We start from the raw sequence: 16,490 nt of genomic DNA on the forward strand, positions 1-16,490 counted from the left end.
TGGTGAATCGAGCTCAGCTCAGTCGTTCGAGCACCATGGCCATGCCCTGGCCGCCGCCGACGCACATGGTCTCCAGGCCGATGGTCTTGTCGTGCCACTCCAGCGCGTTGAGCAGGGTGCCGGTGATCCGGGCGCCGGTCATGCCGAACGGGTGACCGACCGCGATCGCGCCGCCGGCCACGTTCAGCTTCTCCTCCGGGATGCCGAGCTGCCGGTACGACGGGATCACCTGGGCGGCGAACGCCTCGTTGATCTCCACCAGGTCGACGTCGTCGATGGTCATGCCGGCCCGCTTCAGCGCCTGCTTCGACGCCTCGACCGGGCCGAGGCCCATGATCTCCGGGGAGAGCGCGGTGACGCCGGTGGAGACGATCCGGGCCAGCGGGGTGAGCCCCAGCTCGGCCGCCCGCCCGGCGCTCATGATCACTACGGCGGCGGCGCCGTCGTTCAGCGGGCAGCAGTTGCCGGCAGTGATCCGGCCGTCCGGGCGGAACACCGGCTTGAGGCCGGCCACGCCCTCCAGGGTCACCCCGGGACGCGGGCCGTCGTCGGCGCCGACCACGGTGCCGTCCGGCGTGGTGACCGGCGTGATCTCACGGGCCCAGAAGCCGTCCGCGATCGCCTTCTCGGCCAGGTTCTGGCTGCGGACGCCGAACGCGTCCATGTCCTCACGGGACACGTCGTACACCTGGGCCAGGTTCTCCGCGGTCTGCCCCATGGCGAGGTAGATGTCCGGCAGCCGGCCGGCCACCCGCGGATCGGTCCACACCTCGGCGCCGGCCTGCGTGCGGGCCTGCGAGCGCTCGCGTGCCTCGGCGAAGCGCGGGTTCTCCCAACCGCCGCCGACCAGCGCCTGCGCCTCCGGCGGCAGCGTGTCCGAGTTGCCCCGGGCGTAACGGGAGACCATCTCCACCCCGGCGGAGACGAACACGTCGCCCTCACCGGCCCGGATCGCGTGCATCGCCATCCGGGTGGTCTGGAGCGAGGAGGCGCAGTAGCGGGTCAGCGTGGCGCCGGGCAGCCCGTCCAGGCCCAGCAGCGTGGCGACCACCCGGGCCATGTTGAAGCCCTGCTCACCGCCGGGCAGACCGCACCCGAGGTAGAGGTCGTCGATGGTGGTGGGATCGAGCGCCGGCACCTTGTCGAGGGCGGCCTGGACGATGGTGGCGGCGAGGTCGTCCGGGCGGACCTCGCGCAGGGAACCCTTGAACGCGCGGCCGATGGGGGACCGGGCGGTGGCGACGATGACGGCGTCGCGGGGCGACTCAATCGGCATGAACCAACGTTAACCCGCGGGTAACTTGCGGTGGAAGCCGCGCCCCGGGCGGGAAATGTCACCCCGCCGGCGGCCGGCGGTGGTGCCGGAACGCGACCGCGGCGGCGGACTCGACGGCCGGGAGCAGTGCGTGCGCCCAGACCCGGTAGCCGTCCGCGGAGGGGTGGAAGCCGTCGTGGCAGAGCGTGCCGGCATCGGCCCGGAACACCGGGCCGGTCTCGGTGCCAAGGTCGACGACGGTGCCACCGGCGTCCAGCACGGCCGCCGTCTGGGCCCGCGCCATCCGCCGCCCGGACCAGCCGAGCACCTGGCGCAGCGGAGCGGCGACGGCGCGTATCGCGCCGAGGTCGGGACAGGTGCCGACGACGACCTCGAGGTGGGCCTCGCGCAGCCGGCGGACCGCCGAGCCGAGGTACGCCGCCGCGTCGGCCGGGCGGCTCATCGCGGTGGCGTCGTTCGCCCCGATCAGCACCACCGCCACGTCGGGCCGCTCGCCGAGCAGCGCGCGGGCCACCTGCGTGGCCAGGTCGGTGGCGCGGGACCCGGAGACCCCGACGCTGGACAGGTGCACCCGCCGGCCGGTCGGCCCCTCGGCGAGCAGGTGGGCCAGTTGGCCGCCGATGGTCTCCTCGAACCGGTCGACGCCCACCCCGATCGCCGACGAGTCGCCGAGCAGCACCAGCCGCAGCGGCGGCGCGTCGGCCCGGCCGACCGTGGCGCGCAGCACCAGACCAAGCTCGGGCTGGGCGTACTCCCGGGTGCGGGCGGCGATGGCCTGGCCGGCGAGGACCGCCGCGCCACCCACCGTGCCGGCCAGCAGCGACAGCGCCGCGGCCCGGCCCCACCGGGCCGCCGTCTCGTTCGATCCGCTCATGCCATTCCCTCCAGCGTGGCCGAGTCGGTGGCGGTGCCGCTGGGGGGCATCGCGCCGACGCCGAAGAACGCTCGCCGGCGGAGCTGCGCCCACCGACCGCCCGGCCCGCGGTCGCGGCCCCGGAGCTGGGTGCCGCTGACCTCCGTGCCGGCGTGCCGGGCCGCCTCGTGGGCCGCCTCGGGGAGCGACCGTACGCCTTCCAGCCCGATGCGCGAAGGACGGCGTTCCGGCACCGCGCCCAACGCGGAGAGCACGGTGGGCAGCAGCGCCGCCGCGGCCATCGCGTACCCCTCCGCGGAGGGGTGGAACCGGTCCCAGGCGAACATCCGGCCGGGCTCGGCGGCGAACCGCGGCCCCAGCAGGTCACCGAGGGAGACCGTCCGGCCGCCCGCCTCCACCACGGCCACTGTCTGGGCGGCCGCGAGCTGGCGGCTCCAGCGTCGGGCCAGCCACCGCAGCGGCGGCTGGATCGGCCGGATCGTGCCCAGGTCGGGGCAGGTGCCGACGACCACCTCGCAACCGGCGGCGCGCAGCGTGCGGACCGCGTCGACCAGGTAGCGCACGGCCAACGCCGGCGGGGTGCGGTTGGTGACGTCGTTGCCGCCGACCAGCACCACGGCCACGTCCGGCGTGACCTCCAGGGCGGACTCGACCTGCGGCTTCAGCCCGGCAGACAGCGCGCCCACCACGGCGAACCGGTGCAGCCGGACCGGGCGGTGCAGCCGGCGGGACAGCCCGGTGGCCAGCAGCGAGCCGGGCGTCTCCCGGCGTCGGTGCACGCCGTAGCCGGCCGCGGAGGAGTCACCGAGGATGACCATGGTGACCGGCGGGCCGGGGAACCTCGCGCCGTAGACGCCGTCGCAGCGTGGTGGCGGCGCCTCGGCCATCGGGATGGTGCGCCGGGCCTGCCGGGCCTGGCCGAGCAGCACGCCGCCGGTGGCGGCCGTGGCCGCCACCGTGGCGCCCGTGCCGATCGCCGCGAGGCGGGCGATCTGCCGGGCGCGTCGCCGACGGGCCGGCGCGACGGAACCGACGTCCCCCATGCACCGACAGTATCGCGCCGGTACGACGACCGCTGTCCTCGATCGGGCGGGGCTGGGAGTCGGCCGTTCTGGGTACCGGTGGGGGTGGGGTTGCCCCGGGGCCGCACCCTGGTCCGGCGAAGAGAGGCGGAATCATGGGGAAGACGTTGAAGCGCAGCGCCGCGTTCGCCGCGTTGGCCCGGGCGTTGGCGGCCGGGGCGCGGGGCGGGCCGTCGCTGGGTGCCCGGCTGGCGGCGCTGCCGCGGATGATGCGGGCCACCGGACGAGGGGAGTACGACGGCGGGCTGCGCCTGGCGTTGATGGCCGGCGCGGCGGCGTACGTCGTCTCCCCGATCGACCTGCTGCCGGAGATCCCGCTGGCGATCTTCGGGCTGGCCGACGACGCCGTCATGGTCACCTGGCTGGCCGGCAGCGTGCTCGCCGAGACCGAACGGTTCCTGGAGTGGGAAGCACGCCGCAGCTCCGTCATCCCGGGGCAGGTGGCCCCCTGACGGCACGTACGCTGGGCGGCGAACCGGCTGACCGGCCGCCCTCCGACGGCGGCGCTACGAAGGGCACAACGAGGTGCGGTACTACGACAACGTCGTCGAGCTGATCGGCAACACCCCGCTGGTTCGCCTGCGCAACGTCACCGAGGGCATCCAGGCGACCGTGCTGGCGAAGGTGGAATACGTCAACCCGGGCGGCTCGGTCAAGGACCGGATCGCGCTGCGCATGGTGGAGGACGCCGAGAAGGCGGGCATCCTCGGGCCGGGCGGCACGATCGTGGAGCCGACCAGCGGCAACACCGGCGTCGGGCTGGCCCTGGTGGCCCAGCTCCGGGGCTACCGCTGCGTGTTCGTCTGCCCGGACAAGGTCAGCCAGGACAAGCAGGACGTGCTGCGGGCGTACGGCGCCGAGGTGGTGGTCTGCCCGACCGCCGTCGCGCCGGAGGACCCGCGCTCCTACTACAACGTCTCCGACCGGCTGGCCCGGGAGATCCCCGGCGCGTGGAAGCCCAACCAGTACAGCAACCCGGCCAACCCGCGCTCGCACTACGAGACGACCGGCCCGGAGCTGTGGCGGCAGACCGACGGGAAGATCACCCACTTCGTCGCCGGTGTCGGCACCGGCGGCACCATCTCCGGCATCGGTCGCTACCTCAAGGAGGCGTCCGAGGGCCGGGTGAAGGTGATCGGCGCGGACCCGGAGGGCTCGGTCTACTCCGGCGGCACCGGTCGGCCCTACCTGGTCGAGGGCGTCGGCGAGGACTTCTGGCCGGAGACGTACGACCGGTCCGTCGCCGACGAGATCGTCGAGGTGTCCGACAAGCAGTCGTTCGAGATGACCCGCCGGCTGGCCCGCGAGGAGGGGCTGCTGGTCGGCGGCTCCTGCGGCATGGCCGTGGTGGGCGCGCTGGAGGTGGCCCGCAAGGCCGGCCCGGACGACGTGGTGGTGGTGCTGCTGCCGGACGGCGGCCGGGGCTACCTGTCGAAGATCTTCAACGACCGTTGGATGGCCCGGTACGGCTTCCTGGACGACGCCGGCGCCGAGCCGACCGTGGCCGACGCGCTCGGCGGCAAGCCGGGTGGCCTGCCCGAGCTGGTGCACGTGCACCCGACCGAGACGGTCCGCGACGCCATCGACTACATGCGCGAGTACGGCGTCTCCCAGCTTCCGGTGCTCAAGGCCGAGCCGCCGGTGGTGACCGGCGAGGTGGCCGGCTCGATCGCCGAGCGGGACCTGCTCGACGCGCTCTTCACCGGCCAGGCCCACCTGCACGACACGATCGAGCGGCACATGGGCGAGCCGCTGCCGATGATCGGCGGCGGGCAGCCGGTCAGCGAGGCGGTGACGCTGCTGGAGAAGGCCGACGCGGCGCTCGTGCTGGTCGACGGCAAGCCCAAGGGTGTGCTGACCCGGCAGGACCTGCTGGCCCACCTCGGCGCGCGCTGAGCGGGGTGCGGGGCCCCGGCGACGGGGCCCCTCACACCTCCCGCGCGTAGCGGAGCCGGGCGACCCGCCGTGGGCCGATCCGGTCGGTGCTCCGGGTGCCGGTGGCGTGCCAGCCGCCGCGCTCGTAGAAGCGGCGCGCGGACGCGTTGTCGGCCAGCACCCACAACGCCGCCCGGGTCCACCCACGGGCGCGCGCCGCGTCCAGCGCGTCCAGCATCAGCGCCCGGCCGGTGCCCCGGCCCCGCTCGTCCGGGTCGAGGTGCAGGGCGTGGAGCAGCCCGGTCGCCGGGTCACCCTCGTCGTCCGGCCCGAGATAGCTGAAGCCCACCAGCCGTCCGTCCCGCTCGGCCACGGTCATCCGGTGGTCCGTTCCCTCCCAGGTCAACCGCTCCACCCAGTAGCGGCCCATCGCCTCGGCGGTGGGATCGGCCAGCGCCTCGGGGGGCAGGAACGACGAGTACGCCGCCACCCGGGAACGCTGGTGCAGGGCGCCGACCGCCAGCAGGTCGGTCTCGGTCGCGGGGCGTAGGGAGACGGTCACCCGGGCGACGGTACCCGCCGGGGCGGCACCGGCACCGTCTGGAGGTCCTCGGCGATCACCAGGTCGCCGGCGAAGTGCTCGCGGGCCTCGTCGTGGAAGCGGCGCGGGTCGGCGTACCGCTGGGAGAAGTGGGTGAGCACGAGCGTGCGTACCCCCGACTCGGTGGCCACCCGCGCGGCCTGGCCGGCGGTGAGGTGGCCGACCTCGGCGGCGAGCACGGCCTCCGACGCCAGGAACGTCGACTCGATGACCAGCAGGTCGGCGTGCTCGGCCAGCGCGTACACGCCGTCGCAGAGCCCGGTGTCCATCACGAACGCGAACCGCTGCCCCGGTCGGGTGACGCTCACCTCGTCGGAGGTGACGCGGCGTCCGTCGACGTCCAGGTGGCCCTCGCGGAGCAGCTTGCCCACCGCCGGACCGACGATGCCGTACGCGGACAGCCGCTCCGGCAGCATCCGGCAGCCGTCCGGCTCGACGAGCCGGTAGCCGTACGTCTCGACGGGGTGGCGCAGCCGGCGGGCCTCCAGCGTGCCGACGCCCAGCGTGATCCGCTGCCCGTCGGCGTCGATCGGCTCGACGGCCAGCTCGGCGGTCTCGTGGAAGCTGGACGCGTGCCGCAGTCGGGCGAAGTAGTCGGCCCCGCCGGCCGGGAAGTGCACGGCCACCGGGTGTGGCACGCGGTCCAGCGAGAGGCGCTGGATCATGCCGGGCAGGCCGAGGCAGTGGTCGCCGTGGAAGTGGGTGACGCAGATCCGGGTCAGGTCGGTGGCGGTCACGCCGGTGTGCAGCATCTGGCGTTGGCTGCCCTCGCCCGGGTCGAAGAGGATCACCTCGTCGTCCCAGCGCAGCAGGTAACCGTTGTGGTTGCGGGCCCGGGTGGGGGCCTGACTGGCCGTGCCGAGCACCACCAGCTCACGCATCGACACCGCATCCTCCGGCTGGCATGGAACGACCCCCGGGGCTTCCGCGCTCGCGCGCGGGCCGGCTGGACTGGGCCGGCACCCCGGGGGTCGGGTGGCTGTCGTGGTTTCGCCGCACCGCTGCCACACGGTCTCGACGATCGTGCTGTCCGCCTCGCGGCGGACGATGTTTCACTGTCGAGGACAGCGGCTAGCGGACAGCCACCTCACGAGTCCGATTGCTATACAAGTCTGGACCACCTCCTTTCCCGTGTACCGCCACGCTATCCACTTCCCGGCGGCATCGGCAACGGATTTCGATCACAGACGTTCACTCCACGCCGATCGGGCCCTCGCGCGGGCCGTCCTCGTGCGCCGGCTGCACCGCCAGCGACGGGAAGTCGGCCAGGTCGCCCTCCGGCTCGGCGTCCCACTCCGGGAAGACCAGCGGGCTCTGGAGGTAGAGGCAGAGCAGTTGGGTGAGCTGGTGGAGGCCGTCGAGGTGGGTCCGCTCGTGGCCGTGGGTGGCGTCCACGCCGAAGCCGAGCAGCGCCACCCGCGCGTGCGCGCCGGCCTCGACCGCGGACGCCGCGTCCGAACGGTAGTAGTCGAAGACGTCGCGGACCAGGTCGACGCCGTGCTCCTTGGCGATGGCGGCCAGGTTGCGGGTCAGGTGGTAGTCGAACGGCCCGACCCCGTCGCCCATGGCCAGCGTGGCGGCGGTCTCCCGGGACTGCTGGCCGGGCGCGACCACCGCCGCGTCCACCGAGACGATCTCCGCCACGTCCGGGTCGAGCCCGTGGCTGGCGCCGTGGCCGATCTCCTCGGTGACGGTGACCAGCAGGTGTGCGGTGACCGCCGGGGTGACGCCGGCGTCGACCATCGCCTTGAACGCGGTCAGCACCGCGGCCACCCCGGCCTTGTCGTCCAGGTGCCGGGACTTGACGTACCCGGCGGGGGTGATGGTCGGGTTGGGCAGCAGCGCGACGAAGTCCCCGGCGTCGATGCCGAGCGCCCGCAGGCCGGCCTCGTCGTGCACCGGCTCGTCCACCCGGACCTCGACCAGTTCCCAGCCGACGCCCTGGAGGTCGACCGCCTCGTTGTAGCGGTGCCCGCTCGCCTTCAGCGGCAGCACCTGGCCGGTGACCACCCGCTCCAGGTCGTCGGTGAAGATCCGCACGTGGGCGCCCTCGGCGAAGCGGGCGCTGTGCGTGCCGATCGGGTTGATCTCCAGCCGGCCGTTCTCCTTGAGCCGCTTCACCATGCCGCCGATGGTGTCGGTGTGCACCACGACGGCCCGGTCCGCGCCGGTCGGCCGGGGCCCGGGCAGGCAGGCGCTCAGCGCCCCGCGCCGGGTCAGCGTGGAGCTGATCCCGAGCGCGGAGAGCCGCTCGCCGACGTACTGCTGGATGTGGTCGGTGCGCCCGGACGGGCTGGGGATCTCCAGCAGTTCCACCAGCACCTGGCGCAGGTATTCGAGGTCGAGCGTGAGCGGTTGGGGTTTGCGTGCGGTCATGCCCCAGAGCCTGCCGCACCGGCCGGCGACCAGAGTCGCTGCGGTGCCCGCGTGCCCGGGAAGAGGAGGTCGACGAAGCGTTCGGCGGTCGGCTGCGGCTCGTGGTTGGCCAGCCCCGGCCGTTCGTTGGCCTCGATGAACACGTGCTCCGGGGCGTCCGGCGCGGGCACCAGCAGGTCCAGCCCGGTGACCGGGATGTCCAGCGCCCGGCTGGCCGTCACGCACGCCTCGGCGATCGCCGGGTGCAGCTCGGCGGTCACGTCGTGGATGGTGCCGCCGGTGTGCAGGTTGGCCGTCCGGCGGACCGCCAGCACCTGCCCCTCCGGCAGCACGTCGTGCATCTGGTAGCCGGCCTCGGCCACCACCTCGCGGGTCATGTCGTCGATCGGGATCCGGGACTCGCCACCGGTGGCGGCGGCCCGACGGCGGCTCTGCCGCTCGATCAGCTCGGTGACGTCGTGCACACCGTCGCCGGTGATCTGCGCCGGCCGGCGGACCGCGGCGGCCACCACCTCGTGGTCGATCACCACCACCCGCAGGTCCTCGCCCGCGCGCAGCTCCTCGATCAGCACGTCCGGGCAGAACCGCCGGGCCAGCTCGACGGCCGTGGTCAGCGTCTCCGGCGTTTGGACGCCGACGGTGATCCCGTTGCCCTGCTCGCCGCGCGCCGGCTTGACCACCACCGGGCCGACGTCGGCCAGGAACGCCAGGTCGTCGGGCTCGCCGGTGGCGGTGCGCCCCCGCGGCACGGACAGACCCGCCTCGGTGAGGATGCGCCGGGTCACCCGCTTGTCGTCGCAGCGGCTCATCGCCACCGCCGAGGTCAGCTCCGACAGCGACTCGCGGGTGTGGATGGTCCGGCCGCCGCTGGTCAGCTTCAGCTCACCCCAGTGCGGGTCGGTCACCTCCACCCGGATGCCGCGCCGCATCGCCTCGTCCGCGACGATCTTCGCGTACGGGTTCAGCTCGTCGTAACCCTCGGGCATGGCCGGCAGGAACAGCCGCTCGTTGATCGGGTTCTTCCGCTTCACGCAGAGCGTGCCGGTGCGGTGGAAGCCGAGCCGCTCGTAGAGCCGGATCGCGCCCGAGTTCTCCGCCAGCACGGACAGGTCCACGTACGCCCGGCCGCGCGCGTCGAGCTGGTCGGCGAGCGCGGTGAGCAGCGCCTGGCCGGTGCCGGGCGGCGCGGTGTTGAAGTCCACCGTCAGGCACCAGAGGCTGGCGCCCTGCTCCGGGTCGGCGAAGACCGCGACATGGTCCACACCGGTGATGGTGCCGACCACCTCGCCGGCCGCGTTCTCGGCGACCAGGTGCAGGAACCGGTCGGTGGCGGCGTTGTCCACCAGCACCTCGACCGGGGCGGTGACCATGCCGTTGCGGGCGTAGATCCGGTTAACCGCGTCCGCGTCGTCGGCGTCGCGCAGCGGCCGGACGGCCAACCCGGGGATGTCCTCGCCCTCGGTGGCGGCCGGCCGGCGTTCGCCCAGCGGCAGCCGGTAGGTCAGCGACGGGTCGATGAACAGCTCGTCCGGCAGCCGGGAGACCAGCACGTGCGGGTCGCGCAGGTAGATGCAGATGTCCCGGGCGCCGTTGGCCTCGGAGCGCAGCACGTCGGCGACGTGCACCTGGTCGGTGAAGGTCTGGCCGAAGACCAGCCGGCCCCAGCCGCAGTCCAGCACCACGCCGGAGGCGTCGGTGGCCACGGCGGTGGACGGCAGCGCCGGCTCCGGCGTACCGGGGGCAACCGGGTCACCGCCCGGGCCGGTGCGTTCCCGACGCCGGCCCAGCACCCGTTCCCGGTCGGTGCGAGCCGTGCCGGTGGCGAGGGTGTCGGTCACGGTCAGTCGATTCCGTGGCTCTGGAGCCACATTTCCAGGAGTCCCAGTTGCCACAGCTTGTTTCCGTTCAACGGGGTCAGTTCGGCGTTCGGGTCGGCGAGCAGCGAGTCGACGTAGTCGGCGCGGAACAGGTCACGGCGGCGCGCCTCGGGGGCGCTGAGCGCGTCGCGTACCCGGTCGAGGAGCTTGCCCTCCAGGTGGGTGAGGCCCGGCACCGGGAAGTAGCCCTTCGGCCGGTCGATGACCTCGTGCGGCAGCACCCGGCGGCCGATCTCCTTGAGCACGCCCTTGCCGCCCTGGGCCAGTTTCAGCTCCGGCGGGCAGCTCGCGGCCAGCTCGACGAACTCGTGGTCGAGGAACGGCACCCGGGCCTCCAGCCCGTGCGCCATGGTCATGTTGTCGACCCGCTTCACCGGGTCGTCGGTCAGCATGACCTGCGTGTCGATCCGCAGGCCGGCGTCGACGGCGGTCTGCGCGCCCGGCCGGCCCAGGTGCGCGGCGACGAACTCGCGCGCCGGGTCGCCGGCGGCCAGCCAGTCGGGGTTGAGCACCCGGGCCAGTCCGGCCGCGTCGCGGTCGAAGAACGCCTTCGCGTACGTGTCGAGCGCCGCCTCCCGGTCCACCCCGGCCAGCGGCGGGTACCAGTGGTAGCCGCCCAGGATCTCGTCCGCGCCCTGGCCCGACTGGACCACCTTCACGTGCCGCGCGACCTCCTGGCTGAGCAGCCAGAACGCCACGCAGTCGTGGCTGACCATGGGCTCGCTCATGGCCGCCACGGCGGCCTCCAGCGGCGGCAACAGGTCGCCGGTGGGCACCCGGATCTGGTGGTGGTCGGTGCCGAACGTCTTCGCCACCAGGTCGGAGTAGACGAACTCGTCGCCCTCCCGGCCGCCCACCGCGTCGAAGCCGATGGAGAACGTGGCCAGGCCGGAGCGGGCCTGCCCCTCGCCGGCCAGCAGCGCGACCACCAGGCTGGAGTCGAGGCCACCGGAGAGCAGCACACCCACCGGCACGTCGGCCACCATCCGGCGACGCACCGCGGTGGTGAGCGAGTCGAGCAGCGCGTCCTGCCAGTCCCGCTCGGACCAGCCGGCCCGCTCGGCGGCCCGGCCGAACGTCGGGTCCCAGTAGACCCGCTCGCGGGTGGTGCCGTCCGCCTCGTACACCTTGACGGTGGCCGGCGGCAGCTTGGTGACGCCGGCGAGGATGGTCCGCGGCGGCGGCACGATGCTGTGGAAACTGAGGTAGTGGGCGAGCGCCACCCGGTCGATGGTGGTGTCGACGCCGCCACCGGCCAGCAGCGCCGGCAGCGTGGAGGCGAAGCGCACCACGCCGGGGCTCTCGGCCAGGTACAACGGCTTGATGCCGAGGCGGTCCCGGGCCAGCACCAGGCGGCCGGTGTCCCGCTCGCTGATCGCCACCGCGAACATGCCGACCAGGTGGTCGACGAAGTCGAGCCCCCACTCGGCGTACGCCTTGACCACGACCTCGCTGTCCCCGGCGGAGAAGAAGCGGTGGCCCTTGGCCTGCAACTCGGCGCGCAGCTCGCGGTAGTTGTAGATGCAGCCGTTGAAGACCCCGGTGAGGCCCGCGGCGGCGTCCACGATCGGTTGGCCGCTGGCCGCGGACAAGTCGATGATCTTCAGGCGCCGGTGTCCCAGCGCGGTCGGGCCCTGCGACCAGATGCCGCTGTCGTCGGGCCCTCGGTCACTCATCGTGGCCGCCATCCGTTCCACGGCCGAGACATCGGCCCGTGAACCGTCACGACGGAACTCTCCCGCAAGTCCGCACATACGAGCCAATGCTGCCAGAGCTTGTTGCAGTTCGCCTGTTGAGACGATGACGAACGTGTGACAGCTTGCTACGATGCGCCGTCACCGACGGTGGTTGCCTGTCACGTTTTCGGTTCCTGCCCGCCCGCGCCGAATGCCGGAAACCCACCGACCCTGAGGTGTGACGAACCCCGCAGAGCCGGTTCGGGCCGCCGCCGGCCGGCCGGTCGCCCGTCGGGAGGCCACGGACGGCCCCCGGACGGCAAGGCATTGAGACTCCTGTCTCCGCGGATCGGTTTCCCGGCCGCTGCGCAGAATCCGCCCCTATGCTTGCCGCCGGAATGCGCCACGGCTCATCGGGGCCGCCGGAAAGCCTCAATACGGGGATTCGCGAATGCGCCAGAATTCTTCTTCGAACGACAGCACCGCTGGTGCCGACGACGATGTCGCGCGTCGATCCGCGATCGCTGAGGAACAGTCGTTTCTCGACCTGGCCACGGCCCGGCGCGACACGCTTGCCGACCATCTGTGGACCGAACTGCCGTCGGACCCCGCGGATGCGGTGGAACGGGCGCGGCAACGGCTGCTCCGCCAGCAGTACGAGGAGCTGAGGCGAGCACGGGAAGGGCTGGTCTTCGGCCGGCTCGACGGTCGTGACGGCACCGTCAGGCACGTCGGCCGCGTCGGTCTCCGCAACGAGGGTGGGGACGGCGAGCCGCTGCTGCTGGATTGGCGGGCTCCCGCCGCCCGGCCCTTCTACACCGCGACGGCCGTCGACCCGCAGGGTCAGGCACGGCGTCGTCACATCCGCACGACGGAATCGACAGTTGTCGGCGTGGACGACGAGCCGCTGGACGGCACCACAACGACGGAACTCGTCGGTGAGGGCGCGCTGCTGGCCGCCCTGGATGAGCGACGTACGGGCCGCATGTCCACGGCGATCGCCACGCTGCAGCGTGAACAGGACGACATCATCCGGGCCGAGGCCACCGGCCCGCTCATCGTTCAGGGCGGTCCCGGCACCGGCAAGACCGTTGTCGCGCTGCACCGCGTCGCCTATCTGCTGTTCGCCCACCCGGCGATGGCCGAGCAGGCGGTTCTGGTCCTCGGCCCCTCGCCGCGGTTCCTCCGCTACATCGCCCAGGTGCTGCCCGCCCTCGGTGAGACCGCCGTCGTCTCGGCGACCTGCGACACGCTGCTGCCCGGGATCCGGGTGGGCCGCGACGAGAGCCGGCCGCTCGCCGAGATCAAGGGGCGCGCCCTGTGGCAACCCGCGCTGGAGAACTACGTCACGTCGCGGCTTCCCCGGCCCCGTGAGCTGAAGCTGCGCTGGGAGGGCGAGTTCCACGTCATCCCCGCCGCGACCGTGGCGCAGGCGCTCGCCGCGGCGGTGCCGGGCCGCCCGTACCACCGCGCCCGCGCGGCGTTCGCCGAGCAGCTGCACCACATCCTCGCCGACGCCGTCGTCGCGCAGCGCGAGGCGCTGATGGACGAGATGGAGGAGGGCTTCGAGGACATCCTCGACCGCGTCGACAGGAGCATGCGGCACGACCCCGTCGGCAGGAGAGCCACCGGCAGCGACGTGGACGGACTGCTCTCCGAGGAGGAGGTGGAGGGCCTCCCCGGTCGGATCGCCGAGAACGCCGCCATCGCCCGGTTCGTCGAGGCGTGGTGGCCCAGCCTCGACGCCGAGACCCTTCTGCGTGATCTCCTGGCCGACCGCGCCCTGCTGGCCCGGTTCGCCCCCGGGCTCACCCCGGACGAGATCATCGCCGTCTCGGCCGAGCCGGCACCGTGGGCGTCGAGCGACGTTCCCCTGCTCGACGCGCTCGCCGACCTGCTGGGCGAGGTCGAGACCCCGCAGCCCCAGGGCGGGTTCGTCGCCGACCACGCCCGCCGGCGACGCGACTGGGTGTACGGCCACGTCGTTGTCGACGAGGCGCAGGAGCTGTCCGAGATGCAGTGGCAGATGGTTCTTCGGCGCTGTCCCGGTCGCTCCGTCACCGCGGTCGGCGACATCGACCAGGCGGCGGCCGCGCACCGGCACACCAGCTGGGCCCAGGCGGTGCAGGCGGTCTTCCGGGACCGCTGGACCGCCGCTGAACTGACCATCTGCTACCGGACCCCGCGTGAGGTCATGAGCCTCACCGCACCCGTGCTGCGAGAAGCCGGCAGCCGCAACGCGCCGCCCCGGGCGGTGCGCTCGTCCGGCATCGACCCCTGGGTGCGCATGGTCCCGCCCGCCGAGCTGGCCGGCATCGCCGTCGAAGCGGTGCGGGAGCTGCGGCAACGGTGGCGGGGCGGGACGGTCGGCGTCATCGCCCCCGCCGGCCGCGTCGCCGAACTCCTGACCGTGCTGAGCGATGTGCCGGTGCTCACCGCGACCCAGTCCAAGGGGCTGGAATGGGACGCGACGCTCCTCGTCGACCCCCAGGGGATCGCCGCCGAGCCGCGCGGCTGGAACGGCCTCTACGTCGCGCTCACCCGGTGCACCCAGGAACTCGGACAGGTGGCGCTCACGTAGCGGTCGCCTGCCGGGCACGACGACCGGTGCGGCGTACCCGCCGTGCCGCTCATCGTGCCCGCCGCGCCGCCGGCCTCAGCTACCGGTGCGGGCCACGCCGACCGGGCAGCTCAGCCCGTTGGGCCCGTGGTTGCAGTAGCCGTTCGGGTTCTTCGTCGGGGCCAGGTACTGCTGGTGATAGTCCTCGGCGAAGAAGTAGTCGCCCAGCGGCGTGATCTCCGTGGTGATCTCACCCTTGCCGGCGCGCGCCACGATCGGCGCGAACGCGTCCCGCGACGCCTTCGCGGCGGCGAGCTGCTCGTCGGTGGTGGTGTAGATCGCGGAGCGGTACTGGGTGCCCACGTCGTTGCCCTGGCGCATGCCCTGCGTCGGGTCGTGGTTCTCCCAGAAGACCTTGAGCAGGTCCTCGTAGCTGATCGTCGACGGGTCGTAGACCACCTGGACCACCTCGGCGTGCCCGGTCATGCCCGAGCAGACCTCCTCGTACGTCGGGTTGGTGGTGTACCCGCCCGCGTAGCCGGCCGACGTGGTGAGCACGCCGGGCAGCGTCCAGAACAGGCGCTCGGCGCCCCAGAAGCAGCCCATGCCGAACACGGCGACCTGCGCGCCCTCCGGGAACGGGCCCTTCAGCGAGGACGGCAGCACCTCGTGCCGGTCGGCGATCGGCATGGCGAGCGGGCGACCCGGCAGGGCCTGGTCGGGAGTGATCATCTCGGCCTTCATGCGGCGGAGGAACACGGTGGGACTCCTCTCGTGGCTTTCCCAGCGTGTAACAGCGCCGGTCCCCGGTTCCTTACCCGTTCGGGCGACCGTCAGGCGGGACGGCCGCGCCGGTAACGGCTCTTCGTGTAGTCGTTCACCCACTTCTGGCTGCTTCGCCACGTGCCGTCGTCCGCCTTGACGGCTCTCAGCCGACCTCTCATGGCGGCAACGCGAAGGGCGTTCTCGGTCAGGTCGGCCGTGGCCAACGCGGGAAGCGGCAGCAACTTCACCGGACCGGCCACCGCGGGCATGACGAAGCGGTAGAGGTTCGCGGTGACGCTGCGGGCTATTAGCTCTCCCAACAGCCCGGGGTCGCCGACGTCGGCCCGGCGCATGGCGCGTAGATAGGCATCCCGGTCCCGCTTGTAGATGATGGCGGGCGGATAACCCAGCCTGCCGAGAAGGAGGCTTAGCACCAGGCGGCCTGTTCGGCCGTTTCCGTCGAGGAACGGATGAATGGCTTCAAAGTCGTTGTGAAGCACCGCCAGCCGTTCGGCAAGGGGCGTATCCGTCTTCGCTTGCAGTTCCGCGACACGGTCGAGCCAACTCCGGATCCGTGCATCGACCTCCGGCCAGGACGGCGGCTTCATCCCGCCGGGGAGCGTGCGATCTCGTGCCGTCGGAAGTTGCCGGGCCCTTCGAGGTCGGTGGCGTGCGGGTGCGGGTCCACCGTCCAGACCGGGGTCATCGCGACGTGGTGGATGTGCCGCACCTCCTGAAGTGAGAGCAGTGCTTCGGCCTGCCACTCACCGGGCTCCAACGCTTGGCCTCGATGGCGGTGCTGTTGTGCGCCTCTTGGTGCCAGATCTCGGCCCAGATGGCTTCTGCCTCGGCGGGTGTCGGTAGCCCGCCCAGCCGGTCTCGCAGTTCGCGGACTGCCTCCTCCATGCGCTGGTACACGGCGGCGCGGGAAGGGCGCCCAGGGCCGGACATGACCTGCTCCAATTTTGTTCGTTTCAGGGAATCAAAACGTACCGAACAAATTTGTCGACTCCGGGGAGACGCGCCGAGCGCCTGCTCCCCGGGCTGGCGGCCTCTCAGCCGCCCAGCGCGGCCGAGATCCGCCCGGCGAAGCCGGTCGCCTCGGTGTCGTCGGCGTAGCGGGTCCGGGGCCAGAAGAAGCCGCGCAGCCCGTCACCCTTGGTCCGGGGCACCACGTGGGTGTGCAGGTGCGGGACGGACTGGGACACCTTGTTGTTCATCGCCACGAACGTCCCACCGGAGCCCAGACCGGTCTCCACCGCCGCCGCGATCCGCTGCACCAGCCGGAAGTAGCCGGGCAGCGCGTCGCCCGGCAGGTCGGTCAGCGCCACCAGATGGGTGCGCGGCACCACCAGCACGTGGCCCTTGAACACCGGCCGGGTGTCGAGGAACGCCACCCCGTCCGGCTCGTCCGTCACCACGAAGCCCGGCACCTCACCGGCCACGATCCCGCAGAACACGCACCCAGCCATCCGCCCAGGCTAGGCCCACCCCCACCGGTCCCGCCCGGCGCGCCCCACCCCCGCCC

The 16,490-nt window shown here is 72.9% G+C and carries 15 protein-coding genes; 3 read left to right on the top strand and 12 right to left on the bottom strand.

Annotated elements, in window-relative coordinates; translation table 11 throughout:
- Positions 1-13: 13 nt before the first annotated feature.
- The 3 genes from C8054_RS28805 to C8054_RS28815 are packed head-to-tail and all read right to left on the bottom strand — an operon-like array spanning position 14 to position 3,193.
- Positions 14-1,276: an acetyl-CoA C-acetyltransferase gene (locus C8054_RS28805; RefSeq protein WP_107162299.1), complete on the bottom strand. Its 1,263-nt coding sequence runs from the start codon at positions 1,274-1,276 to the stop codon at positions 14-16.
- A 58-nt stretch (positions 1,277-1,334) separates the two neighbouring features.
- On the bottom strand, positions 1,335-2,150 hold the full coding sequence (locus C8054_RS28810) for an SGNH/GDSL hydrolase family protein (RefSeq protein ID WP_107162300.1): 816 nt from the start codon (positions 2,148-2,150) through the stop codon (positions 1,335-1,337).
- On the bottom strand, positions 2,147-3,193 hold the full coding sequence (locus C8054_RS28815) for an SGNH/GDSL hydrolase family protein (RefSeq protein WP_107162301.1): 1,047 nt from the start codon (positions 3,191-3,193) through the stop codon (positions 2,147-2,149). Before C8054_RS28815 ends, C8054_RS28810 begins: the two co-directional genes overlap by 4 nt.
- 134 nt (positions 3,194-3,327) lie before the next feature.
- Here C8054_RS28815 and C8054_RS28820 point away from each other — a divergent pair, with 134 nt between their 5' ends.
- Positions 3,328-3,684, top strand: coding sequence for a YkvA family protein (locus C8054_RS28820; RefSeq protein ID WP_107162302.1), 357 nt, complete (start codon positions 3,328-3,330; stop codon positions 3,682-3,684).
- Between the two features lie 73 nt (positions 3,685-3,757).
- Positions 3,758-5,128, top strand: a complete 1,371-nt coding sequence (locus C8054_RS28825; protein WP_107162303.1) for a cystathionine beta-synthase — start codon at positions 3,758-3,760, stop codon at positions 5,126-5,128.
- 31 nt (positions 5,129-5,159) lie between these two features.
- Here the strand turns inward: C8054_RS28825 and C8054_RS28830 are convergent, their stop codons facing one another.
- The 5 genes from C8054_RS28830 to C8054_RS28850 form a co-directional block, all read right to left on the bottom strand.
- A complete protein-coding gene (locus C8054_RS28830; protein WP_107162304.1) occupies positions 5,160-5,669 on the bottom strand; it encodes a GNAT family N-acetyltransferase in 510 nt (169 codons plus the stop codon).
- Positions 5,666-6,595 (bottom strand): ribonuclease Z, encoded by a 930-nt coding sequence (locus tag C8054_RS28835; protein WP_107162305.1) that lies wholly within the window; start codon positions 6,593-6,595, stop codon positions 5,666-5,668. The genes C8054_RS28830 and C8054_RS28835 overlap by 4 nt, the downstream gene beginning before the upstream one ends.
- Positions 6,596-6,899: 304 nt before the next feature.
- Positions 6,900-8,084, bottom strand: coding sequence for an osmoprotectant NAGGN system M42 family peptidase (locus C8054_RS28840; RefSeq protein WP_107162306.1), 1,185 nt, complete (start codon positions 8,082-8,084; stop codon positions 6,900-6,902).
- Positions 8,081-9,922 carry an N-acetylglutaminylglutamine synthetase gene (gene ngg / locus C8054_RS28845; protein ID WP_107162307.1) on the bottom strand — a complete coding sequence of 614 codons (1,842 nt, stop codon included), beginning with the start codon at positions 9,920-9,922 and terminating at the stop codon, positions 8,081-8,083. Before ngg ends, C8054_RS28840 begins: the two co-directional genes overlap by 4 nt.
- A 2-nt stretch (positions 9,923-9,924) precedes the next feature.
- Positions 9,925-11,715: an N-acetylglutaminylglutamine amidotransferase gene (locus tag C8054_RS28850; protein ID WP_107162308.1), complete on the bottom strand. Its 1,791-nt coding sequence runs from the start codon at positions 11,713-11,715 to the stop codon at positions 9,925-9,927.
- A 373-nt stretch (positions 11,716-12,088) separates the two neighbouring features.
- Here C8054_RS28850 and C8054_RS28855 point away from each other — a divergent pair, with 373 nt between their 5' ends.
- Complete coding sequence (locus tag C8054_RS28855; RefSeq protein WP_107162309.1) at positions 12,089-14,218, top strand: UvrD-helicase domain-containing protein; 2,130 nt, start codon at positions 12,089-12,091, stop codon at positions 14,216-14,218.
- A 75-nt stretch (positions 14,219-14,293) separates the two neighbouring features.
- On the opposite strand, the gene msrA is transcribed toward C8054_RS28855, so the two are convergent.
- The 4 genes from msrA to C8054_RS28870 all read right to left on the bottom strand — a co-directional run bounded on the left by msrA (position 14,294) and on the right by C8054_RS28870 (position 16,434).
- Positions 14,294-14,956: a peptide-methionine (S)-S-oxide reductase MsrA gene (gene msrA / locus C8054_RS28860; protein ID WP_107162310.1), complete on the bottom strand. Its 663-nt coding sequence runs from the start codon at positions 14,954-14,956 to the stop codon at positions 14,294-14,296.
- Positions 14,957-15,030: 74 nt separating this feature from the next.
- Positions 15,031-15,570, bottom strand: coding sequence for a Fic family protein (locus C8054_RS32410; RefSeq protein WP_199199968.1), 540 nt, complete (start codon positions 15,568-15,570; stop codon positions 15,031-15,033).
- Positions 15,567-15,740 (bottom strand): hypothetical protein, encoded by a 174-nt coding sequence (locus C8054_RS32415; protein WP_199199969.1) that lies wholly within the window; start codon positions 15,738-15,740, stop codon positions 15,567-15,569. Before C8054_RS32415 ends, C8054_RS32410 begins: the two co-directional genes overlap by 4 nt.
- Positions 15,741-16,017: 277 nt before the next feature.
- Positions 16,018-16,434, bottom strand: coding sequence for an HIT family protein (locus tag C8054_RS28870; RefSeq protein ID WP_107162311.1), 417 nt, complete (start codon positions 16,432-16,434; stop codon positions 16,018-16,020).
- Between the last annotated feature and the right edge of the window lie 56 nt (positions 16,435-16,490).

This window comes from Micromonospora sp. RP3T (assembly GCF_003027925.1).
In the GTDB taxonomy this organism is placed as follows: Bacteria; Actinomycetota; Actinomycetes; order Mycobacteriales; family Micromonosporaceae; genus Micromonospora.